Source organism: Microcella sp. (assembly GCF_046293215.1).
Lineage (GTDB): Bacteria > Actinomycetota > Actinomycetes > Actinomycetales > Microbacteriaceae > Microcella.
Genome location: NZ_JBKBPI010000004.1, coordinates 178,420 through 191,373, shown reverse-complemented (window position 1 = coordinate 191,373; position 12,954 = coordinate 178,420). Strand labels below are relative to the sequence as shown.

At 72.5% G+C, this 12,954-nt stretch carries 11 protein-coding genes; 5 read left to right on the top strand and 6 right to left on the bottom strand.

What is annotated here, in order from left to right; genetic code table 11:
• Positions 1-47 precede the first annotated feature (47 nt).
• Complete coding sequence (locus ACK4SC_RS05705) at positions 48-563, bottom strand: thermonuclease family protein (protein WP_409615798.1); 516 nt, start codon at positions 561-563, stop codon at positions 48-50.
• Between the two features lie 101 nt (positions 564-664).
• Here ACK4SC_RS05705 and ACK4SC_RS05700 point away from each other — a divergent pair, with 101 nt between their 5' ends.
• The 4 genes from ACK4SC_RS05700 (at position 665) to ACK4SC_RS05685 (ending at position 3,253) form a co-directional block, all read left to right on the top strand.
• Positions 665-1,198, top strand: coding sequence for a hypothetical protein (locus tag ACK4SC_RS05700; RefSeq protein ID WP_409615796.1), 534 nt, complete (start codon positions 665-667; stop codon positions 1,196-1,198).
• 71 nt (positions 1,199-1,269) lie between these two features.
• Positions 1,270-1,674: a hypothetical protein gene (locus ACK4SC_RS05695; RefSeq protein ID WP_409615793.1), complete on the top strand. Its 405-nt coding sequence runs from the start codon at positions 1,270-1,272 to the stop codon at positions 1,672-1,674.
• A gap of 62 nt (positions 1,675-1,736) precedes the next feature.
• Complete coding sequence (locus ACK4SC_RS05690; RefSeq protein ID WP_409615792.1) at positions 1,737-2,366, top strand: DUF305 domain-containing protein; 630 nt, start codon at positions 1,737-1,739, stop codon at positions 2,364-2,366.
• The gene (locus ACK4SC_RS05685) at positions 2,363-3,253 is read left to right on the top strand and encodes a WD40/YVTN/BNR-like repeat-containing protein (protein ID WP_409615790.1); all 891 of its coding nucleotides are present in this window, start codon (positions 2,363-2,365) and stop codon (positions 3,251-3,253) included. Before ACK4SC_RS05690 ends, ACK4SC_RS05685 begins: the two co-directional genes overlap by 4 nt.
• Before the next feature lie 12 nt (positions 3,254-3,265).
• On the opposite strand, the gene ACK4SC_RS05680 is transcribed toward ACK4SC_RS05685, so the two are convergent.
• The 3 genes from ACK4SC_RS05680 to ACK4SC_RS05670 are packed head-to-tail and all read right to left on the bottom strand — an operon-like array spanning position 3,266 to position 9,354.
• The gene (locus tag ACK4SC_RS05680) at positions 3,266-4,042 is read right to left on the bottom strand and encodes a DNA-formamidopyrimidine glycosylase family protein (RefSeq protein WP_409615788.1); all 777 of its coding nucleotides are present in this window, start codon (positions 4,040-4,042) and stop codon (positions 3,266-3,268) included.
• A 4-nt stretch (positions 4,043-4,046) separates the two neighbouring features.
• Positions 4,047-8,705, bottom strand: coding sequence for an ATP-dependent helicase (locus ACK4SC_RS05675; protein ID WP_409615786.1), 4,659 nt, complete (start codon positions 8,703-8,705; stop codon positions 4,047-4,049).
• Positions 8,683-9,354, bottom strand: coding sequence for an alpha/beta hydrolase (locus ACK4SC_RS05670; protein ID WP_409615919.1), 672 nt, complete (start codon positions 9,352-9,354; stop codon positions 8,683-8,685). Before ACK4SC_RS05670 ends, ACK4SC_RS05675 begins: the two co-directional genes overlap by 23 nt.
• 115 nt (positions 9,355-9,469) lie before the next feature.
• Here ACK4SC_RS05670 and ACK4SC_RS05665 point away from each other — a divergent pair, with 115 nt between their 5' ends.
• Complete coding sequence (locus ACK4SC_RS05665) at positions 9,470-10,012, top strand: NUDIX hydrolase family protein (protein WP_409615783.1); 543 nt, start codon at positions 9,470-9,472, stop codon at positions 10,010-10,012.
• Between the two features lie 384 nt (positions 10,013-10,396).
• Here ACK4SC_RS05665 and ACK4SC_RS05660 read toward each other — a convergent pair whose 3' ends face one another.
• Positions 10,397-10,915, bottom strand: coding sequence for an N-acetyltransferase family protein (locus tag ACK4SC_RS05660; RefSeq protein WP_409615781.1), 519 nt, complete (start codon positions 10,913-10,915; stop codon positions 10,397-10,399).
• A 223-nt stretch (positions 10,916-11,138) separates the two neighbouring features.
• The gene (locus ACK4SC_RS05655) at positions 11,139-12,722 is read right to left on the bottom strand and encodes a DEAD/DEAH box helicase (protein WP_409615779.1); all 1,584 of its coding nucleotides are present in this window, start codon (positions 12,720-12,722) and stop codon (positions 11,139-11,141) included.
• Positions 12,723-12,954 lie beyond the last annotated feature (232 nt).

Here is a 12,954-nt window from a genome sequence, read left to right as displayed (position 1 = left end):
GGCCAGTCGGCGCATGAGTAGCCGGGTCGGGCGCCCGAGGCAGTGCCCTAGAGGCAGGCGCCCCAGAGTCCGACCCCGCCTGCTTGGGCGGCCTCCTCCGCGGCGATGATCTCGTCGCGGTATCGGAAATTCGGCGAGTAGTGCAACTCGCGCGCGTAGCCCTCCTCGACGAGGGCGAGGTTGATGAACGTGCCGTCGGCGGCGAACAGGTACATCAGCTCACGCTCGAAGCGGTCTTGCGGGTCGTCGTCGTACTCGAAGCCGATGCGGGTGCCCACGGGTGCCAGCCGGGCCAACGCCTCAGTGGCCTCCTCGGCGAAGCACTCCGGCGTGGGGCGCAGTTCTGGCGTGTCGATGCCGATGAGCCGAACCCGCAGTTCTTCGCCGTCGACCACCAGCCGCAGCGTGTCGCCGTCGGTGATTGACGCCACCACTCCGGTCGGGCGGCCGTCGATGCCGTTCGAGCGCTGGTCGAACTCGGTGAGGAGGGCGCAGCCGCCTGCGCTCACCAGCAGTGCCGCGACGAGCATCCCGATGGCGGTGCGAAGGGGTTTGCGCGGCATTCCGTGAGATTACCGGGCGCGCGGGCGCCGACCGGTGGGCGCGGGTTACTCTGGCGTCATTCGGCACCGTCTGCCGAGCGCCCCGTATCCCAGGAGCCCGCATGCCCGACGACTCTGCGCTCGACCCGCGGTATCCGCGCGTCTTCCAGCGCGGGGGAGGGGTCGTGGGGGTCCCGCAGCCGGCGACGCAGACGGGCGAGGCTGGCGCCGCCCCGTCGAACACCGCGAGCCCCGCAGTCGCAACGCCCGCCGCCGGACGCTCCCCCTCCCGCTCGGCCGCACCGCGCGCCCCTGAAGTCGACCCCGGTGCACTCGCCCCGGGCGCAACGCCCGCCGCCCCCGGACGCCCGCCGCTCGAACTGATCGTTGTCGGCAACCCGTGGATGCGCGCCCTCTGGGCCATCGGCGCCCTCGCCTTCGCGACGGGGCTGGCCCTCGCGGTCGCCGCCGAGTTCGGCTTCAGCGCGGTGCAGGCGACCGGCCCGTACGAGCCGGAGGCGTTCCTGGCGCCGCGCATTGCCCAGGTGCTCGCCCTGCCGTTCGCGATCGCCGGAACTGTGGCGCTCGTCGCGGCAACCGTGCTGCGCATCGTCGCGTGGCGACCCGCGGCGGTGCGCGACCTGAGCTCCGACTAGCGACGCGCTCGGCAACGAACTCGGCGACGCACCCGCCCGCGCATCCAGCCGCGCGTGGCAAAATACCTCCCGTGGGTATGCCGGTCATCACGCGCGTGGCGCGGTTCGCGCTCGCAGTGGCGCTCGCCGTCGCGGGCGTCGCGATGGTGTCGCACCACGTCGGAAGCGACGTTCACGTCGTGGCTGTGCACGAGCATCCCAGCGCCGAGCTGGCGGCCGGCGACGGCGCTCACGAACACGCCGCCGCCCATGGCAACGACCACGACCACGGCACCAGCCACGACCACGACCACGGCCTGCTCATGATGGGATGCGCGGCGCTCGTCGTCGCGCTGCTCGCCTCGCTGCGCTACGCCCCGCCCGCGCTCGGCATCGCCGCGACGCCGGAGCGTCGCGCGCTGTCGACGGTGACTCCGCACTCGAGCGCTGAACCAGCGCCCCCACCCCTCGATCAACTCTGCGTGCTGCGGAGGTGACGGGGCACTCGAGCGCGCGCTCGAGCCCCCGCCCCACACTTCCCCCACGAAAGGTTGTTCTTATGCGTGTGTCACGCACCTCCGCGGCGATCGCTCTCGCCGCCGCACTGACCCTGACCCCCGCCCTCGCCGCGTGCACGACCACCGGCGCGAGTGACTCCGCGACGCCGACACCGTCCGTTGCCGACGGAGCGCCCGCTCCTGCCCCGGCCGATGTGATGTTTGTGCAGATGATGATTCCGCACCACGAGCAGGCCATCGAGATGTCCGAGATCCTGCTGGCGAAAGACGGAATGCCCGCCGAGCTCCGCGAACTTGCCGAGCAGATCGCCGCCGAGCAGGGGCCCGAGATCGAGCTAATGCGCTCGTGGCTGCGCGAGTGGGGCATGCCCGAGATGGGTGACATGCCGGGGAGCGACGGCGGCCACGGCGGCCATGGTGGGCACGGCGGTCACGCCGGCATGGACGGCATGCTGTCCGAGGCCGAACTCGACGAGTTGCGCGCCGCTGAGGGCGAGCAGGCTGTCGAGTTGTTCCTGCGCCAGATGATCGCCCACCACGAGGGCGCCATCGACATGGCCCGCGACGTGATCGACAACGGACGTCACCCCGACGTTCGCGCTCTCGTCGAGGAGATCATCGCCTCGCAGCAGGCCGAGATCGACCTCATGACCGAGTGGCTCGTGCGATGACCGCGCGCCGCGCATCCACGGTCGCCGTCGGAGTCGCGGCGGTCGCGTTGAGCCTGGCCGCGTGCGCCCCTCCCGCGGGGCTCACCCCCGACGGCTTCGCGCCCGCGCCGGAGGCGGCGGTCGCCGACCCCGGCGTGACACACGTGCACGCGCTCGACGTCGACGAGCAGTCGGGCCTCGCCCGCATCGCGACCCACTACGGCATCTACGGCGCCGAGCTCACCGCCGACGGGTCGGCGCAGGTGGCGCGCATCGGTGAGTGGCAGGGCGACGCGATGGGCATGGCCCGCGTGAGCGACAGCATCCTGTTCTCGGGGCACCCGGCCGAGGGCGAGCCGGGCCCCGCGAACCTGGGCGTTGTGGCGTTCGCCGACGACGGCACCACCTCGGTGATCGCGCTCGACGGCGAGGTCGACTTTCACGCCATGGCGGCGCACGGTAGCCGCGTGGCCGGCTGGGATTCGGCGACCGGCGCCGTCTTCCTGAGCGATGACGGCGGCGCGACATGGACCATGGGCGCCGTCACTCCGATTCGCAGCCTGGCCTGGGCGCCGGACGGCGTGACGCTGCTCGGCACCACGGCCGACGGGCTCGTCGCCTCCACCGACGGTGGCGCGACCTTCGACCTCGTCGACGGTGCTCCGCTGCTCGTGCTGCTGGCCAACAACGAGGCGGATGCGGCGCTCCCGCGCGCGGCCGGAATCGACACGGAGGGCGTCATTCACGTCTCGGCAGACGGACGCGAGTGGACGGCGACGAGCGAGTCGCCCATCCTGCCGGAGGCAATCGCCGTCACGGCGAGCGGCCGCATCGCCATCGCCGACACGAGCCTGGCCCTCGTCTCCGACGCGGACGGTCGCAACTGGCAGAGCCTGTTCCGCTACTAGCGACCGGGTCGCCTACCGCTGACAGCTCGGGCAGTACCAGGTGATGCGCTCGCTGAGCGCGTCCTCGCCGAGCAGCCCGCGCCGGATCGGCGTTCCGCAGCGCCGGCACGGTTTCCGGTCGCGGTGGGCGACCCACAGTCGCTTGTCGCGTCGGGTGTCGCCGGTGGTCGTGCGCTCGTTGCGGTCGCGGTTGGCGCGAATCAGCCTGACCGCGAGGTCGAGCGCGGCGGCCGCGTCGGTTTCCCCGACCGGCGTCTCGGGTAGCACGCCGCGCAGGAAGAGCGTCTCGTTGCGGTAGTCGTTGCCGAGCCCGGCGATCACCCGCTGGTCGAGCAGAGCCAGCCCGATTGGCCGGCCAGGGTCGGCGGTCAGCCGCGCGAGCGCCTCGTCGCGGTCGAACTCGTCGCGCAGCGGGTCGGGCCCGAGGTAGTCGATGAGCGTGCCCTCCTCACCGCGCGGCACGAGGTCGAGCTGGCCGAGCGCGAAGCCGACCGCCTGCACGTCGCCCGCCTCGAGCACGATCCGCGCTTCGAACGCGGGGCGCCGCCACCGATCGCCGCGCCGGTAAACGTGCCAGACGCCCTCCATCTTCAAATGCGAATGGATGCTCGTGGTCGCCGTCCGCGTCACCAGGTGCTTCCCGAACGCCTCCGTGCCCTCGACGGTTTCGCCGCTCAGGTCGACGGTGGCGTGCTGGGGCACGCGCACGTCGCAGCGGGTGAGCACGCGCCCAGTGAGGGCGGCGTCGAGCCGCCGGGCGGCACGGTGGACGGTGTCTCCCTCGGGCACCGCGTCACACCCTCAATCGGAGGCCCTGCGGGGTCGCGACGAACCCCGCCGCGAGGAGCGCGTCGGCCAGAGGCGTGCCGAACACGCTGTGCTGGTTGACCCGCTCGACGCGCAGACTGCGCAGCCGCGCGCGAACGGTCGCGGCGAGCTCCGCGGCCGCCGCGGCGAGCTCGGCGTCGTCGTCGGTGAAGGTCAGCGCGCTCTTGCCCCCGCGCTCGAGGTACACGGCGAGGTGCCCGTCGACGAGGGCGACGAGCGCGCCCGCCTTCCGGCCGGGCCGGTGCCGCGTCGCCTCGCCGCGTGCCTCCGCCGCGGGGTCGACCCGTGCATCCGGCCAGGGGAGGGCCGCGCCGTAGGGGTTGGCCGGGTCGGTGGCGGCGAGCACGACCGTCTGCAGGGCGGGGGCGGCGTCGGGGTCGCGGGTGAAGGTGCGCAGTCGGTCGACCGTGGCCGGCGTTCCGAACTGGGCGGCGCCGAGGTGCTCGACGAAGTAGCCGCGGCGTACGCGCCCGGCCTCCTCCAGTTGGGCGAGCACGCGGTACAGCAGGGCGAAGCCGCCAGCGACCTCCTCCGCCTGCGCCGCGCCGCGCGTGACGACGCCGTGGCGTTCGAGCAGGCTGTCGGCGAGGTAGGCGGTGCGGCGGGTTGTGTCGTCGTCGCGCTCGGGCAGCAGGGCCCAGCGTCCGGCGGCGGTCGGCGGGCCGGTGCGTGCCGACAGGCCGGACGCGCCGACGGCCGCCGATCCGCGCATCCCGGAGCCCGACGGCCTCGCATACCCGCCCATCGTGCGCGAGCGCGCCCGCGGCGCTCTGCGGCGACCCGCCGTGCGGCTCGTCGTCGCGCCGAGCAGCGCTCGCACGGGAGCGATCGTGTCGTTGGTGAGGTGTCCCGACCAGACGAGGCTCCACAGGTCGGCGACGAGCCCCGAGTCGTCGGCGTCGTGGAGCGCGCTCGCCAACTGCCGGAAGAAGTATCCGCCGCCGCCCTCGAGCAGCGAGAGGATGCGCTGCTGTCGGTCGCTCAGCTCGTCCATCACGGGGGCGCGCAGGCTGAGCGGCGCAAGGTCGGCGAGGTGCAGGCTGAGCCAGCCGTCGTTTCCGGCGAGCGCACCCTCTCCCGCCCACACGACCTCGCCCGACGCTGTCAGCTCGTCGAGCCACGCCGGCGAGTAGTCGCGCACGCGAGCGGGCAGAACGAGCGACTCCCAGGCGCTTGCCGGCAGCGCGACGCCCTGCAGCTGCTCGATGGTCTGCAGCACCCCGTCGATGCCCCGCAGGCTGCCGCCGACGTGCTGCCAGGCGGGCAGGAAGCGCCCGAGCGTGCCGGCGCTGACCGGCTCGATCTCTTTGCGCAGGGCCGCGAGGCTGCGGGTGCGCAGGCGGCGCAGCACCTCGGCGTCGATCCACTCGCTGCCCGCGGCGTCGGGCCGGAACTCGCCCTCGATGACGCGACGATCCGCGCTGAGGCGACGCAGCGCATCCCGCACGACGGCGATACCCATTCCGTACCGCTCGGCGACGTCCGCGAGCGCGAACGGCCCGTGCGTGCGGGCGTAGCGCGAGACGAGGTCGCCGACGGGGTCGGGTACCTGTTCGAGGAACGCGGTCGGCACTCCGATGGGCACGGGGGTGCCGAGGGCGTCGCGCAGACGGGCGGCGTCTTCGACGGCGGCGAACCGCGGATGCGTGGCAATCGTCACCGCGACCGCCCGGTTCGCGCGCGTCAGCTCGGCAAGGCTCGCCTCGACGTCGAGCCCGTCGACTGCGCGCGCCCGCACCTCGTCGACCGACAGCGGCCCGAGCAGCCGCAGCAGGTCGGCGACGCCCTCCGTGTCGCGCGCCCGCCGCTCGGGGGCGAGGCGCTGCAGTTCGGCCTCGACGTCGGCGATGACGCGGGCGTCGAGCACCTCGCGCAGCTCGGCGCGGCCGAGCAGTTCGGCGAGCAGCGTCGAGTCGATGCTGAGCGCAGCGGCCCGACGTTCGGCGAGCGGGCTGTCGCCCTCGTAGAGGAACGCGGCGACGTAGCCGAACAGCAGGGAGCGGGCGAACGGCGAGGGGGAGGGCGTCTCGACCTCGACGACGCGCACCGAGCGCTGCGCGATCTGCGTGGCCAGGGCGGTGAGCGCATCCAGGTCGTAGACATCGCTGAGCACCTCGCGCAGCGTCTCGAGCGTGATGGGGAAGTCGGGGAACTCCTGCGCCACCTCGAGCAGCTGGCCGGCTCGCTGGCGTTGCTGCCAGAGCGGGCTGCGGCGCCCGGGGTCGCGCCGCGGCAAGAGCAGCGCGCGGGCCGCGCACTCGCGGAAGCGGCTCGCGAACAGCGCCGAGCCGCCCGCTTCGGCGGTCACCAGCTGCGTTAGTTCGTCGGCGTCGAACAGCAGCAGTTCGGCGCCCGGAGGCTCGGCGTCGGTGTCGGGCAGGCGCACGACGATGCCGTCATCGGCGGCGATCGCCGCGCCGTCGACGCCGTGCCGCTCGCGGATGCGCGTCGACACCGCGAGCGCCCACGGCGCATGCACGCCGAGCCCGTAGGGCGAGTGCATGACGAGCCGCCAGTCGCCGAGCTCGTCGCGGAACCGCTCGACGACGAGGGTGCGGTCGCTCGGCAGGTGCCCCGTCGCCTCCGTCTGCTCGACGAGCAGCGCCTCGAGGTTCGTGATCGCGCGCTCGTCGAGGCCCGCGGCGGCGAGTCGGAGGCGGCGCTCGCCCGCCTTGGCGGCCCCCAGTTCGCGCGTGGTCGCCCCGAGCGCCCGCCCGAGTTCGGCGGGGCGGCCGAGCCCGTCGCCCTTCCAGAACGGCACCTTGCCGGGCTGGCCGAACGCGGGGGTGACGATGACGCGGTCGCGGGTGATCTCGTCGATGCGCCAGCTGGTTGCGCCGAGCGCGATCACGTCGCCGACGCGCGACTCGTAGACCATCTCCTCGTCGAGTTCGCCGACGCGACGGCCGGGCCCGTCGCCGGCGAGGAAGACGCCGAACAGGCCGCGGTCGGGGATCGTGCCGCCGCTCGTGACGGCGAGCCGCTGCGCGCCGGGCCGCCCGGTGAGGGTGCCGTTCACGCGGTCCCAGACGATGCGGGGTCGCAGTTCGGCGAAGCGGTCGCTCGGGTAGCGGCCGCTCAACAGGTCGAGCACGGCCTCGTAGGCCGAGCGCGGCAACGAGGCGAAGGGTGCGCTGCGCCGCACGGCGTCGAACCAGTCGTCGATGTCGGCCGGCTCGAGCGCAACGTGCGCGACGGTCTGCTGCGCGAGCACGTCGAGCGGGTTCGCCGGGACGCGGAGTTCCTCGATGAGGCCCGCGAGCATCCTCTCGCCGGTGACGGCCGCGTGCAGCACGTCCATGCGGTGCTTCGGCACGAGTACGCCGCGGCTCACCTCGCCGACCTGGTGGCCGGCGCGGCCGATGCGCTGCAGGGCGCTCGCGACGCTCGGCGGCGATTCGACCTGGATTACGAGGTCGACGGCGCCCATGTCGATGCCGAGCTCGAGGCTGCTGGTTGCGACCACGCAGCGCAAGCGCCCGGCCTTCAGGTCGTCTTCGATGTCGGCGCGCTGGTCTTTGCTGACCGAGCCGTGGTGGGCGCGGGCGAGCAGTTGACGCTGATCTGAGCCGACCCGACGAATCGCAGATTCGTCGGCGCTGGCGTCGCGCGATCGCGATGCGTTCGCCTCATGCTCCAGCGCGCGCTCGGCGTAGATCTCGTTGAGCCGCGCCGTCAGCCGCTCGGCCAGCCGCCGCGAGTTGACGAACACGATGGTGGAGCGGTGTTCGAGCACGCGGTCGACGATCGACTCTTCGACGTGCGGCCAGATCGACGGGTTCGCGGGCGCTCCCGAGGCGTCGGGATCGTCGTCGGATTCCCGCGGCGGCTGCGTCATGTCGTCAACCGGTACCGAAATGGTCAGGTCGAACGTCTTTGCGGCGGGCGGCTGAACGATCTCCACGGGGGAGTGGCCGCCGAGGAAGCGCGCGACCTCCTCGACAGGGCGCACCGTCGCCGACAGGCCGATGCGTTGCACCGGCCGCGCGAGCCGGGCATCGAGCCGCTCGAGGGTGAGGGCGAGGTGGGCGCCGCGCTTCGTGCCGGCGACGGCGTGCACCTCGTCGACGATGACGGTCGTCACACCGTTGAGCGTTTCGCGCGCCGAGGAGGTAAGCATCAGGTAGAGGCTCTCGGGCGTCGTGATGAGGATGTCGGGGGGCGTGCGCTGCAGGGCCCGGCGCTCCTGCGTCGGGGTGTCGCCGCTGCGCACGCCGACGGTGATGGGTGGGGTGGGGGTGCCGAGCCGAGCGGCGGTCGCCGTGACGCCGATGAGGGGGGCGCGGAGGTTGCGTTCGACGTCAACGCCGAGCGCCTTGAGGGGGCTGACGTACACGACACGGGTGCGGGGCGCCCCGGCGTCGTCGCGGGGAGCGTCGGCGGCTCGGGCGGTCGGGTCGGCGACGAAGCGGTCGATCGCCCAGAGGAAGCTGGCGAGCGTCTTGCCCGAGCCGGTGGGGGCCACGACGAGCGCGTGACGGCCGGAGGAGATCGCGTTCCACGCGCCGAGCTGGGCCGCCGTCGCGGCCGGGAAGGCACCCGTGAACCATTCGCGGGTGGCGGGGGTGAAGCGGCCGAGCACGGTGTCGGCGTCGGGCACCTCAGTCACGGGGGTCGCCCGCATCGACGACACCGGTGCCGTCGCTCCCGCCCGAGTGCTGCCGCAGGAAGGCGAGTACGTCGGTGAGTTCCGATTCGCTCACTCCGTGCCCGAGCCCCTCGTAGATGCGCTCGGTGAGGGTGACATGGTGGGGCAGCCAACCCTGTGCGTATTCGACGAAGCGTGCGGGGATTACCTCGTCGGCGGTGCCGCGCCCCCAGAAGACGGGCGGGCGCTGGGCGGCGAGCCGTGCATCCGCTGGGGCATCGCCTTCGAGCACGAACCCGGCCAGGCTGACGGCCCAGGCGAAGCGTTCGGGTGCGTGCCTGAGCAGGTGCAGCGCCATGGCGCCGCCCTGGCTGAATCCGATCACGCCGACCTCGCCGGGGCTCTGCGTGTCAAGCCAGTGCAGGATTCCTCGGGCGGCCGAGTCGCCCCCATCGATGCGCGAAGCGTTCAGTTCGGGGTCAAGGTCGTACCAGGCGTAGCCGGGGCCGGCCGCGCGCGGTGCCCGTAGTGAGGCGATCACCGCGTTGAGCGGCAGGTAGGGGGCGAGTCCGAAGAGGTCGCCCTCGTTGCTGCCGTAGCCGTGCAGCAGCACGATGAGCGGTCGCCCCGCCCGGTCGGCTTCGGGCGCCGACCACATGATCGCGCTGGAGTCGATCAGCTGCATGCCGCTCACGGGGACATCCTTGCAGTCGCATCTGACAGCGCGATTGGGATGCTCGGGCCCGGTTCAGGAATGCGTCCCGCGGCGCACACGCGGTCGCCTGCGGTATGAATGGGGAATGGCTTCGACGCGCACTCCTGACCCGGATTCCGGCTGGCTGTCTGATGAGGAGCTCGCCCAGGTGCGTCGCCGCCTGCCGATCCTGTACGTGGAGGCCGTGCCGGTGCGCGTTGACGGCCAGGGGGTCGTGACGGAGGTCGGGGCGCTGTTGCGCGTGAACCCGGCGGGGTCGATTACCCGCACGCTCGTGTCTGGTCGGGTGATGTACGGCGAGACGCTGCGCGACGCGCTTTACCGCCACCTCGAGAAGGACCTGGGGCCGATGGCGTTCCCGCAGCTCCCCGCCTCGCCCGTTCCGTTCTCGGTGGCGGAGTATTTCCCGTTCCCGTCGCCGACCCGTTTCGACGACGACCGCCAGCACGCGGTCGCCCTCGCGTTCGTCGTGCCGGTGACGGGAACGTGCGACCCACGCCAGGATGCGCTCGAACTCACGTGGCTCACCCCCGAGGAGGCGGCGAGCGACCGCGTCTCGAACGAGATGGAGGGCGGACGGGGAGCGCTGCTGCGCACGGCCCTCGCCTCGGTCGGCGTCTTGCCCTAGGGCTGGGTTGTTGCCGTAGCGCGACACCGCGCTGCGACGCATCCGCGTGCGTGACGGTGCCCGATCCTCGGGCGTGAGGGCGGCCGATCCTCCTGCCCACGGCGAGCTCCGGAAACCCACCTGCCCACCCCAGCGACTACTCCGCTGTAGGAATTCCTACACCCGAGTAGTCGCGCGCAACCCAACACGCGATCCCGAACTGTAGGAATTCCTACACCCGAGTAGTCGCGCGCAACCCAACAGGCGATCCCGAACTGTAGGAATTCCTACTGCGGAGTAGTCGCGCGGGGCCGCGCACGTATCCCCGACGCTGCGGGGCGGGGCGGGGCATGACGGGGCGGGGCGCGGCGAGACGCGGCTCGGCCGGGCGCGTCCCTTCCGCTCTCAGCGCACCATGCGCGAGCAGTGGGCTCCATCCCACGGCTCGTAGGGGCGGCCGAACCCGTCGAACGCGAAGCCGTGTTTCTCGTAGAAGCGGGCGGCTCGGACGTTCGCGGTGACGATCCAAAGGTAGGCCGGGCGCTCGCCGAGCACGGCGTCGAGCAGTCGCGCGCCCAGCCCCGACCCCCATGTCGAGCGCCGCGTGTACAGCGAGTCGAGCTTGGTGTCGCGCGGAGCGTCGGGGTCAACCGACGGGGCGCTGCGGGCAAGCCCCACAAGCTCACGCGCCCCGCTCGTCTCGTCGAGCTCTTCCGCGACGATGACGACCGACCCCGGAACGGTCGCCTCGGCGTCGCCACGCGAGAGGTACGACGCCCACTCGGCGCCCGCCGTCTCCAGCGTGTTGCTCGCCAGAAAGCGCGGGCTCAGCACGCCCTCGTACACCTCGGCGAAGCAGTCCATGTGCAGCCGGGCGATCGCCTCGACGTCGTCAGCGGTAGCGGAACGAATCAGCGGCGGCACCCGAACAATCTAGGTGCCGCACGGGCCAGGCGCAGCGTCGAGCGTCTGCCGGCCGACGCGCACAGTGCGGGGTGCGCATCCCGTCTTCTCTTAGGTATACGGACAACTCGCCCGTCCGGAGACGTGCGAGTTGTCGGAAGTGGTGCGAGGTCTCGCTGCGCCCCGTGCCGGCTATCGGCCGATGCCCTCGGCACGGTGGTGCAGCGAACGGGGATGCGCGGAACTAGCGCCCGCGACGCTGACCGCCGCCGTTGTTGCGAACGACCTGGCCAACGCGAATCCCTCCACCGGCGCCGTGACCACCCGAGCCTGCGGGGGCCGACGCCCGCCGCGACCCGCCTCGGCGGGCACGCGGGGCCGCCGGCGCCTCAGCGCTGCGGTGCCCCTCGGTGCGGTGTGTGTCGGTACGGTGCGCGGCCACGTCGGATGAGCGACCGGTCCCGCGCGCGGAGCGCTGAGCATCCTGGGTCGAACGCTGGCGACGCTGGCCGCCCTGCCCACCCTGCGAACCCTGCCCGCCCTGCGAACCCTGCCCACCGCGCGCCGCGCGCTTGCGCTGCGCGTTGGCGCCCTGCGAACGTCCTCCGCCCTGGGGCTGCGGACGCAGCACGGCCGGCATGTCGGCGGCCGCAACGCGCGGTGCTACCTCGCCGACGAGCGCCGCAACCGCGGGCGAGTCGGCGGTGACCGCAACCGGCTGCACCTGGATCGACGCCTTGCGCAGCAGGGCTGCGGTGTCGCGGCGCTGCTCGGGCAGCACGACGGTGACGACGTCGCCCGAGGCTCCGGCGCGGGCGGTGCGGCCCGAACGGTGCAGGTACGCCTTGTGCTCGGTGGGCGGGTCGACGTGAACGACGAGTTCGATGTCGTCGACGTGTACGCCACGGGCGGCGACGTCGGTCGCGACGAGCACGCGCACGCTCCCGTCGCTGAAGGCGGCGAGGTTGCGCTCGCGCGCGGCCTGCGAGAGGTTGCCCTGCAGGTCGACGGCGGGAATTCCGGCGGCGGTGAGTGTGCGCGCCAGCTTCTTCGCCTGGTGCTTGGTGCGCAGGAACAGAATGCGACGACCGGCTCCCGACGCCAGTCGAGTCACCAGCGCCTTCTTCTCGTCAACGTCGGCGACGTCGAACACGTGGTGGGTCATGTCGACGACCGGCGAGTGCGCTTCGTCGACCGAGTGCACGATCGGGTCGCTCAGGAAGCGCTTCACCAGCTTGTCGACCCCGTTGTCGAGGGTCGCGCTGAACAGCAGGCGCTGGCCGCCCGCGGGCGTCGCCGCGAGGATGCGCGTCACACCGGGCAGGAATCCCAGGTCGGCCATGTGGTCGGCCTCGTCCAGCACGGTCACCTCGACGTCGGCGAGCGACACGTGGCCCTGCTTCATGAGGTCTTCGAGGCGACCGGGGGCGGCCACGACGATGTCGACGCCGCGACGCAGGGTCGACACCTGCGGGTTCTGCGAGACGCCGCCGAAGATCGTCATGGCGGTCAGGCCGTAGGCGGCCGCCAGCGGCTCGATTGTGGCGAGGATCTGGCTCGCCAGCTCGCGGGTCGGAGCCAGCACGAGGCCGAGCGGGTGGCCGGGGCGGCGACGCGGGCCGGTGCGCATGCCGATGCGCGCCACCATCGGAATGGCGAATGCGAGCGTCTTGCCCGAGCCGGTCTTGCCGCGGCCGAGCACGTCGCGCCCGGCGAGCGTGTCGGGCAGCGTGTCGACCTGAATCGGGAACGCGCTGGTCTTGCCCTGCTCGGTGAGGGCCTCGACGAGGGGGTACGGCACGCCGAGCGTGCTGAACGTAGTGGTCATGGTGTGGTGCCTTTCAGGCTTTCGGTGACTCCCGGGCGCACGCGGCCACAGCTGACATCAGCGGGCTGGATGCACGGCGCACGTCCGAAACGGACGGCTCAGTGAGTCGGGTGGCGACGGCGGCGGTGGCCGCAATCAGTTCGCCGTCAGAAAGTGTCGAATCGCTGCGCGCGAGTCAGTGCGCGATGTGCGAGAAGAGGAAGCGTTCTACGACGCGGGCGGCGCCACAGGG

What these genes read in the sequence shown, in the direction of transcription:
- ACK4SC_RS05670 (WP_409615919.1), bottom strand. Translation starts at nt 9,354, where the DNA reads ATGCAGCTGATCGACTCCAGCGCGATCATGTGGTCGGCGCCCGAAGCC.
- ACK4SC_RS05705 (WP_409615798.1), bottom strand. Translation starts at nt 563, where the DNA reads ATGCCGCGCAAACCCCTTCGCACCGCCATCGGGATGCTCGTCGCGGCA.
- ACK4SC_RS05665 (WP_409615783.1), top strand. Translation starts at nt 9,470, where the DNA reads ATGGCTTCGACGCGCACTCCTGACCCGGATTCCGGCTGGCTGTCTGAT.
- ACK4SC_RS05685 (WP_409615790.1), top strand. Translation starts at nt 2,363, where the DNA reads ATGACCGCGCGCCGCGCATCCACGGTCGCCGTCGGAGTCGCGGCGGTC.
- ACK4SC_RS05700 (WP_409615796.1), top strand. Translation starts at nt 665, where the DNA reads ATGCCCGACGACTCTGCGCTCGACCCGCGGTATCCGCGCGTCTTCCAG.
- ACK4SC_RS05655 (WP_409615779.1), bottom strand. Translation starts at nt 12,722, where the DNA reads ATGACCACTACGTTCAGCACGCTCGGCGTGCCGTACCCCCTCGTCGAG.
- ACK4SC_RS05690 (WP_409615792.1), top strand. Translation starts at nt 1,737, where the DNA reads ATGCGTGTGTCACGCACCTCCGCGGCGATCGCTCTCGCCGCCGCACTG.
- ACK4SC_RS05675 (WP_409615786.1), bottom strand. Translation starts at nt 8,705, where the DNA reads ATGCGGGCGACCCCCGTGACTGAGGTGCCCGACGCCGACACCGTGCTC.